The organism is Megasphaera micronuciformis F0359 (genome assembly GCF_000165735.1).
Classification (GTDB): domain Bacteria; phylum Bacillota; class Negativicutes; order Veillonellales; family Megasphaeraceae; genus Megasphaera; species Megasphaera micronuciformis.
In genome coordinates this window covers 654,667-671,289 of the sequence record NZ_GL538208.1, presented here as the reverse complement: position 1 = coordinate 671,289, position 16,623 = coordinate 654,667, and the positions used below count along the sequence as shown (strand labels likewise).

Annotated in this window: 16 protein-coding genes and 1 riboswitch; of the genes, 14 read left to right on the top strand and 2 right to left on the bottom strand. The window is 45.5% G+C overall.

Annotation, left to right across the window (positions count from 1 at the left end; all coding sequences use genetic code 11):
• Positions 1-214 precede the first annotated feature (214 nt).
• Both dnaG and rpoD read left to right on the top strand, forming a co-directional pair.
• Positions 215-2,041 (top strand): DNA primase, encoded by a 1,827-nt coding sequence (gene dnaG, locus HMPREF9429_RS06910; RefSeq protein WP_050777773.1) that lies wholly within the window; start codon positions 215-217, stop codon positions 2,039-2,041.
• Entirely contained in the window at positions 2,031-3,344 is a 1,314-nt protein-coding gene (gene rpoD, locus HMPREF9429_RS06905) for an RNA polymerase sigma factor RpoD (protein ID WP_006942627.1), read from the top strand. The genes dnaG and rpoD overlap by 11 nt, the downstream gene beginning before the upstream one ends.
• A 58-nt stretch (positions 3,345-3,402) precedes the next feature.
• On the opposite strand, the gene HMPREF9429_RS06900 is transcribed toward rpoD, so the two are convergent.
• Both HMPREF9429_RS06900 and HMPREF9429_RS06895 read right to left on the bottom strand, forming a co-directional pair.
• On the bottom strand, positions 3,403-4,056 hold the full coding sequence (locus tag HMPREF9429_RS06900) for a methionine ABC transporter permease (RefSeq protein ID WP_006942626.1): 654 nt from the start codon (positions 4,054-4,056) through the stop codon (positions 3,403-3,405).
• Positions 4,037-5,080 (bottom strand): methionine ABC transporter ATP-binding protein, encoded by a 1,044-nt coding sequence (locus HMPREF9429_RS06895; protein ID WP_006942625.1) that lies wholly within the window; start codon positions 5,078-5,080, stop codon positions 4,037-4,039. Before HMPREF9429_RS06895 ends, HMPREF9429_RS06900 begins: the two co-directional genes overlap by 20 nt.
• Before the next feature lie 82 nt (positions 5,081-5,162).
• A riboswitch (SAM riboswitch) is annotated at positions 5,163-5,258 on the bottom strand.
• Between the two features lie 170 nt (positions 5,259-5,428).
• Between HMPREF9429_RS06895 and hpf the strand changes: the two genes are divergently transcribed.
• From hpf to HMPREF9429_RS06835, 12 genes are all read left to right on the top strand, one after another.
• Positions 5,429-5,953 carry a ribosome hibernation-promoting factor, HPF/YfiA family gene (gene hpf, locus HMPREF9429_RS06890; protein ID WP_040774068.1) on the top strand — a complete coding sequence of 175 codons (525 nt, stop codon included), beginning with the start codon at positions 5,429-5,431 and terminating at the stop codon, positions 5,951-5,953.
• Between the two features lie 337 nt (positions 5,954-6,290).
• Positions 6,291-7,181: a phosphate ABC transporter substrate-binding protein gene (locus HMPREF9429_RS06885; RefSeq protein ID WP_006942623.1), complete on the top strand. Its 891-nt coding sequence runs from the start codon at positions 6,291-6,293 to the stop codon at positions 7,179-7,181.
• Positions 7,182-7,235: 54 nt separating this feature from the next.
• Complete coding sequence (gene pstC / locus HMPREF9429_RS06880; RefSeq protein ID WP_006942622.1) at positions 7,236-8,108, top strand: phosphate ABC transporter permease subunit PstC; 873 nt, start codon at positions 7,236-7,238, stop codon at positions 8,106-8,108.
• A complete protein-coding gene (locus tag HMPREF9429_RS06875; RefSeq protein ID WP_006942621.1) occupies positions 8,102-8,917 on the top strand; it encodes an ABC transporter permease subunit in 816 nt (271 codons plus the stop codon). The genes pstC and HMPREF9429_RS06875 overlap by 7 nt, the downstream gene beginning before the upstream one ends.
• A complete protein-coding gene (locus HMPREF9429_RS06870; protein WP_006942620.1) occupies positions 8,917-9,660 on the top strand; it encodes a phosphate ABC transporter ATP-binding protein in 744 nt (247 codons plus the stop codon). The genes HMPREF9429_RS06875 and HMPREF9429_RS06870 overlap by 1 nt, the downstream gene beginning before the upstream one ends.
• A gap of 97 nt (positions 9,661-9,757) precedes the next feature.
• Positions 9,758-10,345, top strand: coding sequence for a sulfurtransferase-like selenium metabolism protein YedF (gene yedF / locus HMPREF9429_RS06865; RefSeq protein WP_006942619.1), 588 nt, complete (start codon positions 9,758-9,760; stop codon positions 10,343-10,345).
• On the top strand, positions 10,345-10,608 hold the full coding sequence (locus HMPREF9429_RS06860) for a DUF3343 domain-containing protein (protein WP_006942618.1): 264 nt from the start codon (positions 10,345-10,347) through the stop codon (positions 10,606-10,608). The genes yedF and HMPREF9429_RS06860 overlap by 1 nt, the downstream gene beginning before the upstream one ends.
• Before the next feature lie 44 nt (positions 10,609-10,652).
• Positions 10,653-12,047 carry an L-seryl-tRNA(Sec) selenium transferase gene (gene selA, locus HMPREF9429_RS06855; RefSeq protein WP_198005686.1) on the top strand — a complete coding sequence of 465 codons (1,395 nt, stop codon included), beginning with the start codon at positions 10,653-10,655 and terminating at the stop codon, positions 12,045-12,047.
• Positions 12,048-12,067: 20 nt separating this feature from the next.
• Positions 12,068-13,120, top strand: a complete 1,053-nt coding sequence (locus HMPREF9429_RS06850) for a permease (RefSeq protein ID WP_006942616.1) — start codon at positions 12,068-12,070, stop codon at positions 13,118-13,120.
• An 88-nt stretch (positions 13,121-13,208) separates the two neighbouring features.
• On the top strand, positions 13,209-14,483 hold the full coding sequence (locus HMPREF9429_RS06845; protein ID WP_006942615.1) for a double-cubane-cluster-containing anaerobic reductase: 1,275 nt from the start codon (positions 13,209-13,211) through the stop codon (positions 14,481-14,483).
• Between the two features lies 1 nt (position 14,484).
• Positions 14,485-14,745, top strand: a complete 261-nt coding sequence (locus HMPREF9429_RS06840) for a DUF3343 domain-containing protein (RefSeq protein ID WP_006942614.1) — start codon at positions 14,485-14,487, stop codon at positions 14,743-14,745.
• Between the two features lie 148 nt (positions 14,746-14,893).
• Positions 14,894-16,618, top strand: a complete 1,725-nt coding sequence (locus tag HMPREF9429_RS06835; RefSeq protein ID WP_006942613.1) for a proline--tRNA ligase — start codon at positions 14,894-14,896, stop codon at positions 16,616-16,618.
• Positions 16,619-16,623: the final 5 nt, after the last annotated feature.

Below are 16,623 nucleotides of genomic sequence, written 5' to 3'. Positions count from 1 at the left end.
TTATTATACAAAACGGTAACTGATAAATCCATAGAGTATTATAGGGAAGTGATAATAATTTATAAAAAGTGTATTTTGACCTTAATGCATACTAGTATGAGAAAGTTGTCAAGAAATTTTCAGAAAAAAGAAGGATTTTAAGGACGGACAGCGAATATATATATGAACGAAGAATAGCACACAGTTTTACAGAAATAACAGGTGAGGGATGACGATGAAATTTTCTCATGAATTTATTGAGCAGGTGCGACAAGCTAATGACATCGTTTCCGTCATATCCGATTATGCCGGTTTAAAACGACGGGGCAATAAATTTTGGGCCTGTTGTCCTTTTCATAACGAAAAGACCGCATCATTTACCGTAACGGCCGAAAAAGGATTGTATTATTGTTTCGGCTGTCATGCATCGGGAGATGTCTTCAAGTTCCTTATGGCCAAAGAAAATATTTCTTTTGCCGAAGCGGTCAGACGCTTGGCTGAAAGGGCCGGTTTACAGGTCCCTGAAGAAGAGCGTTCGGCCGAAGATATAAAGCGAGACGAAGCACGAAAGAGACTCTATAAAATCAACGAAATGGCATGTGCCTTCTTTCATAACTGTTTGGTTAAAACACGTTACGGCGAAGAAGGAAAGGCATATTTACGAAAACGCGGTCTGTCGGAACAGACGATTCGCGACTTTCGGCTAGGCTTTGCTCCCGACAGTTGGAATAAGCTGACCGATGCTTTTGCGGCCAAAGGCGTAGCGGGAAAAGAATTGGTTGAACTGGGGCTGGCTAAAGAAAAAAACGGTCGATTTTATGATGCCTTTCGCAAACGTGTCATCTTTCCCATTTATGACGGTCGAGACCGTGTTGTCGGATTCGGCGGCCGTGTTCTGGATGACAGTAAACCGAAGTACCTGAATTCACCCGAAACGCCGATCTTCAATAAACGAAATCTTCTATTTGCTCTCAATCGGGCTCATCGGAGTATTTACGATGAAGGTCGGGCCGTATTGGTTGAAGGATATATGGATGTCGTGTCGGCACATAATAAGGGAATCACCAACGTAGTAGCATCACTGGGAACGGCCTTTACAGAACGACAGGCTCGACTGTTGCAACGGCAGGCGAAAGAGCTGATTCTGGCCTACGATATGGATACGGCAGGAAGACAGGCTACCCTGAGGGCTATGGAAATCGTCAGGTCGTTGGGATTACATATACGCGTCCTTGTTTTGGCTGACGGTAAAGATCCGGACGAATATATTAATGCGCACGGGCCCGATGCGTTTAAGGAAGCCTTACAAGCGGCTCCGGGTGTTCTTGAATATATGTTGTTGACAGCCTTGAAAGAGTATGATGCGGATACGCTTGAAGGCAAGTCGAGTATTACGGCCAGTGTCATGCCTGCCTTGGTACAGACGGATAGCGCTGTAGTGGCCGATGCCTTTATGGCCAAGTTGGCGGAACGGTTACAAATCGATGAAAACGCCGTGCGCAGCGAATATAATGCGTATGTACGTCGCCATCCCGAAGCGGGCCGACAGCCGGTAGTTATATCGACTAATGTAGTGAAACAAACCGAATCAGCTCGACGAGGCAGTACAACGGCCGTTGCGGAAGAAAATATTTTACGCAGTCTCTTGGAACATCCCGAGTCGTACGGTCGTATTGAAGATAAAATGGAGGCTTCTTATTTTGTCGACCCTGTGAGACGAAGTATCTTCGAAGAGATTCACAGACAGTATACACAGACGGGCGGCTATTCCGTATCGTCCGTTCGTGAAGGCCTGTCTACTGAAGGGGAGGCGGAAACGGCAAGGATTCTTATGTCCGATGAAGTGCCCATGGATGAACAGGTATTACTGGACTATGTATTGCGTTTTAAGTTACAGGCTTTACAAAATGATTATAAAGAGCACAGCGCACGGGCGGCCGAATACAGCATCCGCAACGATTTGCGGTTGAAAGACGAGTTAGCGGCATGTAAGCGCTTGGGAGAAGAGATTAAAATATTAATCGCTTCGTCAGGGAAAGGAGCACACCACTTTGGCAGCTAATAAAGATAAAGAAAAAGATTTGGAAACCACGGAAGAAACTATTACGACGGAAGTCGATAAACCGGCTAAGAAAAGCAGTACGAAAAAGACTAAAAAGAGTACCGGTAAAAAATCTTCTAAGGGAACGGGTAAGAAAAAGAGCGATAAAAAGCAAATTTCCGAAGAAGAACGGAAAGCCCAGATTTTAGAGAAAATTAACGAATTGACGGAAAAGGGAAAACAGCAGGGAAGTTTATCCTATTCGGAAATTATGAATGCCATGGGCGATTGTGATATGACAGCTGATGAAATGGACAGAATGTATGAACATTTCACGGATAACGGTGTAGATGTGCTCGGCGAATCGGAACAACTGAATGAAAATGAAAGTTTAAATGATGATGCCGATGATGATTCGGAAAACGAAACGGTAAATGTAAATTTGTCCGTACCTGAAGGCGTCAATATCGATGATCCCGTACGCATGTATTTGAAGGAAATCGGCCGAGTTCCCCTGCTGTCGGCAGAAGAAGAAATTACGTTGGCCAAGAGAATTGAGGCCGGCAGTGCCGAAGGGGCCACCCCTGAAGAAGTAAGTGCCGGAAATATTGCCAAGAAGAAGCTGACAGACGCCAACCTGCGCCTTGTTGTCAGCATTGCCAAAAGATATGTAGGCCGCGGTATGCTGTTTTTGGATTTAATTCAAGAAGGTAACCTGGGACTGTTAAAAGCCGTTGAAAAATTCGATTATAGTAAGGGCTACAAGTTCAGCACTTATGCTACGTGGTGGATTCGCCAGGCCATTACGCGTGCCATTGCCGACCAAGCACGTACCATCCGCATTCCCGTACATATGGTGGAAACGATTAATAAACTTATACGCATTTCGCGCCAGTTGTTACAGGATAAGGGCAGAGAACCGTTGCCGGAAGAAATTGCGGAAAAAATGGGCGTACCGGTTGAACGTGTCAGAGAAATCATGAAAATCGCTCAAGAACCGGTATCGTTGGAAACACCTATCGGTGAAGAAGAAGACTCGCATTTGGGCGACTTCATTGAAGACCAGGAAGCCATAGCTCCTGATGATGCGGCTTCCTTTATTTTACTGAAAGAACAGATAGAAGATGTATTCTCGTGCCTTACTGATAGAGAACGAAAGGTTCTTTACTTACGTTTCGGCTTGAAAGACGGCAGACCGAGAACCCTTGAAGAAGTAGGACAACATTTTAACGTTACGCGTGAACGTATTCGCCAAATTGAGGGCAAGGCGCTCAGTAAATTGCGTAACTGGGGCAAGCGCGAAAAAATTAAAGACTTTTTATAAGATATAAAAATAAGAGGCCGTGTAGACACGAGCCTCTTATTTGTGTTTATATCAAAACTTAGCGTTTATTTGTTTTACGGGAAAGGAAATCGCCGAAGGCCTGAATAGCGTTGACTCCTATGATTAAGATGACAATAGTTGCCAGCATGACGTCCGTACGGAATCGCTGGTAGCCGTAACGAATGGCAATGTCCCCCAAACCGCCGCCGCCGACGGCACCGGCCATGGCGGAAGAACCGATAAGGCTGACGATAAGAACTGTAATGTTGTTGATAATAGTGGGCAAAGCTTCGGGTAACAAGACTTTGCGAATAATTTGAAAGGGAGTAGCGCCCATGGATTGAGCCGCCTCAATGAGACCGTAGTCGATGTCGCGTACGGATGTTTCGACCAAACGGCTGAGGAAGGGAATGGCGACAATTGTTAAGGGAACGCAAGCCGCCAAGGTGCCGATGGAGGTGCCTGCTACCAGCTTGGTAAAGGGAATGATGGCAACCATGAGAATGATAAAGGGCACGGAGCGAATGATGTTGACGATTGTGCCGAAGACGCGGTTAATCGGTGCATTCTCAAGAATATGTCCCTTGTCAGTCGTAACCAAAAGGATACCCAAGGGGATACCGATGACAGTAGCAATGATTCCTGAGACGGCAACCATGAATATTGTTTCTTCTACGCCTTGTAATAAGAGTTTAACGATTTCCGGGGACATAGCCGAGGACCTCACTTTCTACGGGTAAGCTTTTAATATAATCAAGGGCCTTCACTTGACTTTCCAAGGAGCCGATAATAGTAAAAATCAGGTAACCGAAGGGAATGTTTTGAATATAATCGATATTTCCGTATAAGATACTGATATCCGCATCGGAATGACGAATTACATTGGCAATGAGGGGATCGTTAGTAACTTGCCCCTTAAAGCGAACACGAATGAGCATATTGCGCCCTTCTTCGGGTTGATTCGTTACGCCCAGGCGTGTAATGCCTTGGGGGACTTCCGTGTTAATAACGGACTTAACGAATTCCTGCATTGTTTCCGATTGGGGATCCGTGAAAATATCGACGACAGAACCGCACTCTTTAATATATCCGCCTTCAATAACGGCAACACGGTCACAAATATCTTTAACAACCGCCATTTCATGAGTGATGAGGATAATCGTGATTTTTAAGCGTTTGTTAATATCTTTTAAAAGCTCTAAAATAGAGGTCGTCGTTTGCGGATCCAAGGCGGAAGTGGCTTCGTCACATAAGAGAATTTTAGGATCGCTGGCCAAAGCCCTGGCGATACCCACTCGTTGTTTTTGTCCGCCCGAAAGCTGGGAAGGATAGTTGAACTTTCTGTCACTTAAACCGACGAGTTCTAAAAGTCCCTCCACCTTATTAGCGATAATGTCCTTCGGGGTGCCTGTCAATTCCAGGGGGAAGGCGATATTGTCGAAAACGGTACGTGACGAAAGAAGATTAAAGTGTTGGAAAATCATACCGATAGACTTTCTTTCCTGGCGCAACTGGCTGTCGGAAAGGGACGTCATATCGCGGTCATCAATAATAATATGGCCGCTTGTCGGTCTTTCAAGCATGTTAATGCAACGCACGAGGGTCGATTTACCGGCACCGCTTTTGCCGATAATACCGAAGATTTCTCCGGCCTTAATATTCAGGTCGATGCCTCTTAAAGCATTAACCTTCGTTTTAGTACCGTATACTTTGGTAACATTTTTTAAGGTTATCATGAAGGTCGCTCCTTTACGGGGATATAGCTAAATAAAGATAATAAAAAAGCCGTCAACAGGTGACGGCGGTACATACATACGGCACTCATCTGTCGGGAATCCGCTGGACTTGGCACCTTCCCTTGCGGGGGTTGCCGCAGCATCATAGGGCCAGTCCCTCTGCTGCTCTGGATGAACGGCTATTTAATTACGGATTTGATAGTAGCATGAATTCTGCAACGTTGTCAACGAAAGATTGACAAAAATAAAATATTAACATTAAGGAAAAAGAAGGATTTCGGAAACTTATGTCGAATATATAATATAAGAAGACAAAGAAACGGGTCTTCAGAAAGGATGGGATGTATTATGGCAACAAGTGTACGCGGTAAGAACCTTGAAATAACGGCGGCATTAAAGGATTATGTGCTGAAACACGAAAAGAAAATTATGAAATATTTCGATACTGATGTGGCCTTACAGGCCATGCTTTCCGTCGAAAAAGAAAGAAAGATTGCGGAACTTACCTTGAGGGTAGACGGAGTCGTTCTTCGTGTTGTAGAAACGGGTGAAGATATGTATGCAGCCATTGATATCGTATTTGATAAGATGGTGCGTCAGATTCACAAATATAAGACAAAGCTTGCCAGACGTATTAAGGACGGGTCCTTTAAACCGACTCTTGTCACGGAATCTCCCGAATCGGATGAAGCTTTTGAAATTGTAAGAACGAAAACCTTTACTCCCCAGCCTATGGATGTGGAAGAAGCTATTTTACAGATGAACTTGGTAGGACACGATTTCTTCGTGTTTTTAAATGCCGATACGGATAAAATAAGCGTTGTTTACAAGAGAAAACACGGGAAGTACGGATTAATCGAGCCGGAAGCTTAAAGATATGCTTAGAAAAGTGTAAAGTAATATCAAATCCCCCTTGTCAAAGTCAGTATGACAAGGGGGATTTTTAATAAAAAAGCCTATAAAATCACGGTTATTTATAAAATATACTAATTAATAGTTTGGCATATTTTTATCTTATTAATACTCAATTGACCGGCATATATGCATGCAGTAAGATAATATCTGTTAAGTATAATACGCATATAGTTGTTTAGAAATTTCTTTGTTTTGCAATACGGGAAAAACTTATAGAAGTTGTCCGGAAGACCTGTTATAAAGAAGGGATACTGTTTCCATGCGTATTCTACAATAATTACAAAGGAGTTGTCATATGTTTACACGTAGATTTTTAGCAGTATTAGCCCTGGGGGCAAGTCTTGTTTTTACGGCAGCCTGCGGTAACGGCGGCAATACGGCGAAGGAAAAGACGGATATCACCTTTTTCGGATCGTCAACCTTGGCGCCGGTTGTCACTAAAGCGGGTACGGCTTTTACGGAACAGTACGGTAAATGGAACAAAGTGAACTCGTCTTTGCCTGACGCGGATATTGTAATTAACGTTACGTCCGGCGGTTCCGGTGCAGGCATTAAAGCGTTGCTTGACGGTACGGCCGACTTTGGCTTAGTGGCCAGAGAAGTAAAGAGTAGCGAAAAGGAAAAAATTAAAAACTATCAGGAATACAAGGTGGGTATCGATGCATTGACTATTGCCGTCAACCCGAATAACCCTATTGCTAAAATTAAGGATAATTTGACGAGTGATCAAATTAAAAAGATTTTCTCCGGTGAATATAAGACTTGGAATGAAGTGGACCCGTCCCTGCCGGCAACGGAAATTGTTGTTGTAACGAGAGATTTGGGCGGCGGTGCTCATGAAGTATTCCAGGAAAAAATCATGGGGGATACGAAGGTTACGGATAAGGCCATCCAGGCACCGTCCATGGGGGCTCTCGTAGCTAAGATTATTGAAAATGAAAATGCCGTAGGCTACGCTTCTTACGGGGTAGCTAAGCAAAATGAAGGAAAAATTTTTGCTTTAAAAGTTGACGGCGTCGCAGCTACACCGGAAACGATTGTTGACGGCTCGTACAAGATTCAGCGTCCTTTACTTATCGTCGGTAGCGGTGAACTTACAAAGGTTCAAAAAGCCTTTATGGACTACTTGCGTTCCGATGCGGGACAAAAGCTGATTGAAGCTATGGGATTTATTCCCGTAAAATAGGTTGAAAAAGATAACGGACGACTTTCGTCCGTTATCTCTCTTACGGGGGAGTGTATGAAAAAGAGTGAAAGATTCATTCAATACGGTGTGACGGCAGGGGCCTGGTTCGTTATCGGACTGTTTGTCTTTTTATTCTTCTTTATATGTCATGAAGGATTGCCTGTAGGCGAAGAAACCGATTGGTTAACCTTCCTGTTCTCACAAAACTGGAATCCCTTGGGAAATCCGCCTGAGTTGGGGATTTTTCCCATGATCTGCGGCAGCCTGTACGTATCCTTATTGGCCGTTTTGTTGGCAGTCCCCGTAGGCACGGGATGTGCCCTGTTTCTTTCTTTTTTTGTATCTGCCCGTATACGAGACATACTCTTGGCTTTTATTGATATGTTGGCGGGAGTTCCTTCCGTTATTTTCGGCTTTATCGGCTTAACCGTTGTGGTGAATCGAATCGGCAGGATTTTTGAGTTGGCATCCGGTGAGTCTATACTGGCTGCCGCCCTTGTCCTGTCGGTTATGTTGTTACCTTTTGTCGTATCTACTTGTGTCGAGTCCATCGGTGAGGTACGACGCGTATACGAAGGTACATCACTGGCATTGGGAGCCGATATGATGTATTTTATACGCCGGATTGTCTTACCTTATATGCGAAATGCCGTTATCGGTGCCTGGATATTATCCTTTGCACGAGCGGCGGGAGAAACGATGGCCGTCATGATGGTTATGGGAAATGCGGTTATCATGCCTGAATTTTTGGGTAAGGGCGAATCCGTACCGTCACTGATTGCCTTGGAAATGGGCAGTGCCGAGTACGGAAGTCTGCATTACAGTGCCTTATATGCCGCCGGCGCCGTACTCTTGTTTTTACTTCTTCTGTCCGGTCTTTTATTAAGAGTTGTACGACATAAGAAGAGGAGTTCTTGGGGATGTTAAAAAAGTTACTTTCCTTCTATATTTGGATATGCGGATTACTGACCGTAGGAGTGACCTTTTTCGTCTTTTTCTACATCTTGGTTAAGGGCGAAGCGTACTTAAGTCCGTCCTTTATTCTTGATTTTCCTTCAGGCACACCGTTAGGAACGGCAGGCGGTATTTTTCCGGCTATTGTGGGCTCCCTGTTGTCCGGTGCGGTAGCGGCCGTTTGTGCATCCTTAGGTGCGACACTCTTGACCGTGTGGGCCGTATTCATTTGCAAGAATAGACGATTATATGAGATTTTTCGCTTTTGTACCGAGTGTGCTTCCGGTATACCGTCCGTCTTGTTAGGTCTTTTCGGGTACAGTATTTTTCTTATTCATTTAGATATACATAAGAGCGTATTGACGGCGGGTATGACGTTGGGAATCATGATTATTCCTTTTATTACCGTACGTTTGGAAAAAATGTTCCGTGAATATCCTGTGGACCGTATCGCGGCTGCCAGAGCTTTGGGTATAGGGGATATGCATATTGTGGCTACCTTGGTTATAGGCACGAGAAAACAGGAGTTCTTTTCAGCCGTAGCCTTGGCTACGGCCTATGCCATGGGAGCGGCGGCACCGGTCATGTTTACGGGAGCCGTCTTGTTTACAAGAAGGCTCCCGGGACTTACGGATCCCTTTATGTCCCTGCCTTATCATTTGTATTTATTGGTAAGTGAGGGATACTCCGTGTCCTTGGCATACGGAACGGCATTCGTTCTTATAGTAATGCTTTTGATTGTTAATTGTATTTGCAGATTTGCATTAAAGCGGGGAAAATAATGAAGGCTCATATTCGTATAGAAGGCTTACGGGTAGGGACAAAGCATAAGGATATTTTAAAAGATATCGACTTAATCGTACCCGAGCGGGCCGTAACGGCTATTATCGGTATGTCCGGATGCGGAAAATCCACGTTGTTGCATAGCCTGAATCAAACCTTGGGTGACGGCGTACAGATTCATGGCGGCAAGATTTTTTTAGACGACAGGGATATATCCGGCATGGATGTGGGTGAGCTTCGGAAAAAAGTAGGGCTCATAGGGCAGCAGCCGACAGTCTTTCCTTTTTCTCTTATGAATAATATGCTTTATGCATTGAATTATCATCGTAAGGGGACAACGTTACAGCGGCGGGAAACAGCCGTTGAAGCTTTAAAAGCGGCGGGGCTGTATGATGAAGTCAAAGATATGTTGGACTCACCGGCCGGGTCTTTGTCGGGAGGCCAGCAGCAACGTTTATGCATAGCTCGTGCCTTGGCTTTGGATCCTCAGGCTTTATTACTTGATGAACCTTGCTCGGCTTTGGATATCAAAAGTACCTTGCGTATTGAAGAGACACTGAAAAAACTGAAAGACCGCTGTGCCGTTTTAATAGTGACGCACAATCTGTCACAGGCGAAGCGATTGGCCGACTATGTTGTCTATATGGAAAAGGGGCAAATCATAGAGCGACGTACCACTGAGGATTTGTTTTCTCATCCCGAACGAGAAGAAACAAAAACCTATTTGAGTTATATTCAATAGAAGTGTGCGAAGGGGAGCGTACCTTTTCGCACCGTTATTTAAAGGAAACCGACACAATGCAAAAGGTGTTCCTTGTTTATGTAAAGGGGGATTTAAAATGGTAAAAGTAAATGCAGTCGGAATGGCATGCCCGTTACCCGTGATTGAAACACGTAAGGCTTTAAGAACGGAAGATGTAGTAGAAACGACGGTAGATAACAAAATCGCTACGGAAAACTTGCGCAAAATGGCGGCGGAACTCGGCTATGCTTATGAATTAAAAGAAGAAAGTGCCGATCGTTTTGTCGTAACCGTTACCAAGACTGAAGGCGAACAAGCGGTTCAAGTACCTGCAGCGGATAAGGATACGGATGAATATATTGTCGTCATCGATTCGCCTACTATGGGTAAGGGCGATGAACAGTTGGGTAAGAATCTGATGAAAGGATTCATTTATTCTTTGACGGAACAAGATGTGCTGCCGCGCCGCATTATTTTCTATAACGGCGGGGTACCTCTTATTACTAAAGACTCGGAAGTATTGGAAGATTTGCAAAAGATGGCGGCTGCCGGAACGGAAATCTTCGGCTGCGGTGCCTGCCTCAACTTCTACGGCCTGACCGAGAAGGTCGCCGTAGGAGAAGTTACGAATATGTATGCCATTGTTGAGATGATGCGTAAGGCTTATCGCATCATTAAACCGTAATGACTACGGAACGTTATGGCGTAGCCCTGCTGAAAAACACGCGCGATGCCATGGTCATAGAAGAAAGGGCTAAAAAAGAGGGCTTGGCAGTACGCATTATACCGACACCTTCTAAAATATATGCCAGTTGCGGCTTTTCATTAAAGTATGAATTGAATGAAGAAGGAGCTTTAAAAACGCTTTTGGAAGAAGAACAGCTTTCCTGTGACGGTTTTTACCATGCTGAAAAAGAAGGCTTGTCCGTTACATACTGTGAAGTATAAAATAAAACGGTACACTCTATTATAGTAGAAAGTTGGTGCCCATAGTGAAAGAAAAACGGAATGTATTGGCCTCTCTTCCGAAGGTAGACGTATTTTTGAGCCGCTCCGACATGTCGGCTTTAGCCGATTCGTATTCACCGCTTCTTGTAAAAGACGCTTTGCAAAAGGTGTTGGCCACAATAAGAGAGGATGTTTTAAATAAAAAGATAACGGATGTGCCTGCCGATGAAGAAGTAGCCGCTCTCGTATCGAAGCAGATCAAAGATCGAGAGGCCTTTCGCCTGCGCCGCGTCATCAACGCGACAGGTACGGTGTTGCATACGAATTTGGGACGTTCCGTTTTGAGTGAATCCGTATGCCTGCATGTGGCGGCCGTAGCCGGATACTATTCAAACTTGGAGTATGATATTGCTCAAGGCCAAAGAGGTTCCCGCTATGCCCATTTGACGGATATGCTCAGAGAACTTACGGGTGCGGAAGACGTTCTTGTCGTTAATAATAACGCGGCAGCCGTTATGTTGGCCTTAAATACGCTGATACAGGGAAAAGAAGTGGTTATTTCCCGTGGAGAGTTGGTCGAAATCGGCGGTAAGTTCCGTATTCCTCAGGTTATTGAGCATAGCGGCGGTCATATTTGTGAGGTCGGGACGACCAATAAGACCCACTTGTCCGATTATGCCGGGGCTATCGGAGAGGAAACGGGAGCTCTCATGAAGGTGCACACCAGTAATTACCATATAGTGGGATTTACGGAAAGCGTGCCTATGGAAGATATGTCCAAGTTGGCACATGATCACGGGTTACCGTTAATTAACGACTTGGGTAGCGGCCTTTTAATCGACATGACTCGTTTCGGCTTGCCTTATGAGCCTACCGTAAAGGAAGCGATTGCCAAGGGGTGTGATATTGTAACCTTCAGCGGTGATAAGCTCTTGGGCGGTCCTCAGGCGGGAATTATTGTAGGTAAAAAAGAATATATTGAAGCGATGAAAAAGAATCAACTTTTACGTGCTTTGCGCGTCGATAAGATGACTATTGCCGCTTTGGAAGCGACTTTTCGTTCTTACTTGGATGAAGAACGTGCCATTCGGGATATTCCCGTCTTGCAAATGTTGGCTCTGACCAAGGACGAAGCACAGGAAAAGTGCGGTCGTTTTATTCGTGTTCTTGAAGAAGAAAATCTTCCCGTTCGATGGAAGGTAGAAGAAGTGACGGACATGGTCGGTGGCGGTTCTTATCCCGAGTACAATATGCCCGGTTATGCCGTAGCCTTGGACATCGACGGGATAACGGCGGCAGGGGCGGAAAAACGTCTGCGTGAAGCGGATATTCCCGTTATTGTGCGAGTCCAGCATGATAGGATTTTAATCAGCGTACGAACCGTTCAGGAAGATGAATTTATTATTATTTGTCGTACCTTGGCAAGTGCTTGCAAGTAGGACGATGGGGGGATTTTTACATGGAAGACAATGTGAGTAAGAGACATAAAGTTTTATTTCCTTTAATTTTTGCTATTGTGGCCGTAGTCGGGCTCTTTTATGTCAAATGGGATCCGTACTATGCCAAGGCTTTCGTAGCGGCAGCCAAGGGAAGTATCGGCTCATCCATTATTACGGGAACGTCGGCACAGGCACCGGAGCCGTCTGTACAAGCGGCTCTCGATTATGCGTCGGCTTATTTTACAGCCGTTTGGAAGGCTGTTGTCTTGGGCCTTCTTGTCGGTTCGTTAGTGCAAGTGCTTATACCGCGTAAGTGGGTAACCCGGTTTATGGGAGCCAATGATTTTGCATCGAGCCTGCGTAGCGGTGCGGCCGCACTTCCGGGGATGATGTGCACCTGCTGTGCCGCTCCCGTTACGGAAGGTCTGCGTGCTCGTTCGGCATCGGTTCGTTCCGCCGTTACTTTCTTTTTGGCCAACCCGGTTCTCAATCCGGCGACTATTGTGTTCATGGGCTTTGTCCTTTCGTGGGAATATGCGGCTTTTAGAATTGTAGCCGGAATTATTACCGTTTTCTGTGTTTCCTGGTTGGCCGGTAAGGCAGCCGGTGAAGAGGCGGTAGTGTCGGAAAAAGACCTGGCTTTAAAAGATAAAGAAGATGCAATGGAAAGCTTCATGCTCCGTTGGATGAAAAGCTTGTGGAAATTGATTCTTCACACCATACCGGCTTATTTAATTGTCGTCTTAGCCTTGGGTTTTGCTCGTGCATGGTTGTTCCCTACAGTAGGCAGTGAATGGGGCAATGATATTTTCGTAATTATAGGCTTGGCCCTGGCCGGTACTTTGTTCGTCATCCCTACGGCAGCGGAAATTCCGGTTGTACAAACCTTACTGGCAGCCGGTTTATCGACCGGTCCGGCCGTAACCTTAATGATGACATTGCCGGCTGTAAGCCTGCCGTCTCTACTTATCGTCAAGAAAGCATTTCCTACAAAGGCTTTGTTTACGATTTTCTTCGGTGTCGTCATTATCGGCATCATTTGCGGTCTTATAGCACCGTATGTTTTAGGATAAGATCATAAGGAATTTACAGTCTGTCGAGGCGCACGCCTCGACATGGCTGTTTATTTTTGCATAAAATCATAAGAAGCGGAGGTATTTAATGATGGCAGACAGACATGAAATGTGGAAAGAGTTGGGAATGGACCTGGAGGCTCACGATACACTGTGTTCCGTATTACCTCAGGCATTCGGGGATATTTACTTGTCCCAAAAGAACAGACCGGAAGGCATGGCTTTCTGGGATATGGTTGTTTCGGATATTCACGGTATTCGTCCGGCCGAATTGATTGAAGCGCAAAAACAGGGTCGTAAGGTTTTCGGCACCTTCTGCCTTTATGTACCTGACGAAATTATCGTAGCGGCTGACGGCATTGTTACAGGTCTTTGCGGCGGATCGCAGTTCTGGGTTCCTGCGGGGGAACAGGTTTTACCGAAGAGTATGTGTTCTTTGATCAAGGCTTCTGTAGGGGCTAGAATCGGACGCACCTGTCCGTTCTTCCGCATTGCCGATATGTACGTAGGCGAAACGACTTGTGACGGTAAAAAGAAAGCGTACGAAATCCTCGGTCGCGACGTACCCATGCATGTTATGGATATGCCGCAAATGAAACGACCCAAAGATATTGAAAAATGGGCCGGAGAAATTAAGGATTTCAAGGCTGTTGTAGAAGAATTTACGGGTAATGAGGTAACACCTGAGAAACTACATGCTGCGACGGTTCTTCTCAATAAGAGACGCAAGGCTTTGGAAAGAGTCTTTGCCTGTCGTAAGGCTGACCCGGCCCCCATTAGCGGTAAAGATGCCTTGCTGATGATGCAAATTGCCTTCTTCGACGATCCGCAGCGGTGTGCGGATATGGCCAATGCTTTGGCCGATGAACTGGAAAAACGCATTGCCGACGGCGTAGGCGTAGCCCCTGCAGGTACAAAGCGTATCCTTCTGGCCGGTACACCTATGGCTATTCCGAATTGGAAGATGCATCACTTGGTAGAAACGTCGGGTGCCGTCGTTGTTTGTGAAGAATGTTGTACCGGTACGAGGTACTTTGAACATCAAGTGGATGAAACACCGACGGATACGGACGGTCAAATCATGGCCTTGGCACAACGATACATGAAAAATAACTGTGCCTGCTTTACACCCAATACGGGTCGTATTGACGACTTATTGCGTTTGTGCAAAGAGTATAAGGTTGACGGCGTAATTGATGTAAACTTGAAATTCTGTACTCTCTATGATACGGAAAGCCGAGATGTACAAGCGGCTTTAAAGGATGTCGGTATTCCGTCTTTGCATATTGAAACGGATTACGATGATCACGATGCGGAACAATTGCGTACGCGTATCGGTGCTTTTATTGAAATGTTGGGATAAAATGAAACAATATGATTGGTATATTCTCTTTAAAAATCATACAGAAGCCATGACTTTATACAGAGGGCTGAAAGAGGCGAAAATAGCGGTACGAATTTCACCGACACCCAGACAAGCTTCCGTATGTTGCGGTGTATCTCTGCTCATTTCCGATGAAGATATGGCATCGGTACGACAGTATTTAGAAAAAACGGGAGCTTTGCATGAAGAGATCGTCTGCCTTCCTTGTCAAATTGAAGAGAAACGCGATCGGTTTTGCTAGGCACCTCGGTATAAATATGACAAATATCAAGATAAACACTTGTTTGCCTAAACATTCATATGCTATACTTAAATACAAATCGTGATATTATTCACGAATCAAATAAACAGGTCGGTCGGGAAGGCCGAGTTATACGGGAGGTATACATATGTTGGCATCCAAGTTATATGCGCCTACGTTGCGGGATGACCCTGCCGAAGCGGACGTAGCCAGTCACAAGTTAATGTTGAAAGCCGGTATGTTGCGTAAAAATGCAGCCGGACTGTATTCGTTCCTACCGTTGGGCCGTAAGGTTTGCCTTAAGGTTGAAAACATTATTCGTAAGGAAATGAATCGCTCCGGGGCTCAGGAAGTCATGATGCCCATTGTACAGCCGGCGGAAATTTGGCGTGAAACGGGCCGTTGGGATGTATACGGGCCGGAAATGTTTAAATTAAAGGATCGCCACGATAATGAGTATTGCCTCGGACCTACGCATGAAGAGTTGATTACGACCCTTGTCCGGAATGAATTACGGTCGTATAAACAGCTTCCTGTTAACCTTTGGCAGATGCAAAATAAGTACAGAGATGAAATCAGACCCCGTTTCGGCTTAATGCGCAGTCGTGAATTCGTCATGAAGGATGCATACTCTTTTGACGTTGATCGTGAAGGCATGATTAAGAGTTATGAATCGATGTATGACGCATACAGTCGTATCTTTACGGAATGCGGTATTGAATATCGTCCCGTTCTGGCTGATTCGGGTCAAATCGGCGGAAATTACAGTCATGAGTTCATGGCCCTTGCCAAGGCGGGCGAAGCGGATGTAGTCATTTGTACGAAATGCGGCTTTGCGGCAAATGTGGAAAAGGCCGTTCCCAATACGCTTATTTCCGAGGATGAAGAGCTGCACGAAGCGGAACTTTTCGAAACGCCCGAATGTGCAACCATTCAGGACCTTGTCGAACAGGTAAAGGTACCTATTGAAAAGACGATTAAGGCCGTTGCCTTCGATATTGACGGAAAACTCGTTCTTACTATGGTTCGCGGAGACCACGAAGTAAATGACGTGGCTGTACAGAACTTGGTAGGCGGCAATGATGTTCAGACAGCGTCCCCCGAATTACTCAGAGCTCACGGGTTGGAACCGGGATATATGAGTCCCCTGAACGCCGGACCTCAGGATGATGATTTCGTCATTTTGGTAGATGAAACGGCTATGCAGATTAAAAACGGTGTAACCGGTGCCAATAAACACGGCTATCACTATCGTTACGTAACGCCGGCTCGCGATTTTAAAGACGTGAAGACGGCAACGATTCGCCTTATTACGGAACAGGATGTATGCCCCGAATGCGGCGGCGAAGTCAAACTGACTCAAGGCATCGAAGTAGGACAAGTATTCGGCTTGGGTACGAAGTATTCCGAAAGTCTGAATGCGACCTTCCTTGATAAAGACGGCAAGGCTAAACCTTTCGTCATGGGATGTTACGGCATCGGAGTTACGAGAACCGTAGCGGCTACGATTGAACAGCTGCATGATGACAAAGGGATTATTTGGCCTGTTGCCACGGCTCCTTTTGAAGCCGTCGTCCTCCCGGTTAATATGAAAGATGAAGCCATCGTTTCCGTGGCTAAGAAACTGTATGATGAACTGCTCGATCTTGATGTAGATGTCTTGCTCGACGATCGGGATGAACGGGCTGGCGTTAAATTCAATGACGCCGACCTTATCGGTTATCCCGTACGTCTTACTGTAGGCAGCAAGGCTGCTGACGGGAAGGTGGAAGTTAAGATTCGTCGTACCGATGAGGAAGAAGAAGTTACGATTGAAGGAGCCGCTGAGCATGTGGCCCGCCTTCTCCGTGACTTGCGTAAAAAACATTTGTAAAAAAG

Bases quoted from the DNA above. Each gene is read 5' to 3' on its own strand.
- dnaG (WP_050777773.1), top strand. From the start codon at position 215: ATGAAATTTTCTCATGAATTTATTGAGCAGGTGCGACAAGCTAATGAC.
- HMPREF9429_RS06900 (WP_006942626.1), bottom strand. From the start codon at position 4,056: ATGTCCCCGGAAATCGTTAAACTCTTATTACAAGGCGTAGAAGAAACA.
- HMPREF9429_RS06895 (WP_006942625.1), bottom strand. From the start codon at position 5,080: ATGATAACCTTAAAAAATGTTACCAAAGTATACGGTACTAAAACGAAG.
- hpf (WP_040774068.1), top strand. From the start codon at position 5,429: ATGGCAACAAGTGTACGCGGTAAGAACCTTGAAATAACGGCGGCATTA.
- HMPREF9429_RS06885 (WP_006942623.1), top strand. From the start codon at position 6,291: ATGTTTACACGTAGATTTTTAGCAGTATTAGCCCTGGGGGCAAGTCTT.
- pstC (WP_006942622.1), top strand. From the start codon at position 7,236: ATGAAAAAGAGTGAAAGATTCATTCAATACGGTGTGACGGCAGGGGCC.
- HMPREF9429_RS06875 (WP_006942621.1), top strand. From the start codon at position 8,102: ATGTTAAAAAAGTTACTTTCCTTCTATATTTGGATATGCGGATTACTG.
- HMPREF9429_RS06870 (WP_006942620.1), top strand. From the start codon at position 8,917: ATGAAGGCTCATATTCGTATAGAAGGCTTACGGGTAGGGACAAAGCAT.
- yedF (WP_006942619.1), top strand. From the start codon at position 9,758: ATGGTAAAAGTAAATGCAGTCGGAATGGCATGCCCGTTACCCGTGATT.
- HMPREF9429_RS06860 (WP_006942618.1), top strand. From the start codon at position 10,345: ATGACTACGGAACGTTATGGCGTAGCCCTGCTGAAAAACACGCGCGAT.
- HMPREF9429_RS06850 (WP_006942616.1), top strand. From the start codon at position 12,068: ATGGAAGACAATGTGAGTAAGAGACATAAAGTTTTATTTCCTTTAATT.
- HMPREF9429_RS06845 (WP_006942615.1), top strand. From the start codon at position 13,209: ATGATGGCAGACAGACATGAAATGTGGAAAGAGTTGGGAATGGACCTG.
- HMPREF9429_RS06840 (WP_006942614.1), top strand. From the start codon at position 14,485: ATGAAACAATATGATTGGTATATTCTCTTTAAAAATCATACAGAAGCC.
- HMPREF9429_RS06835 (WP_006942613.1), top strand. From the start codon at position 14,894: ATGTTGGCATCCAAGTTATATGCGCCTACGTTGCGGGATGACCCTGCC.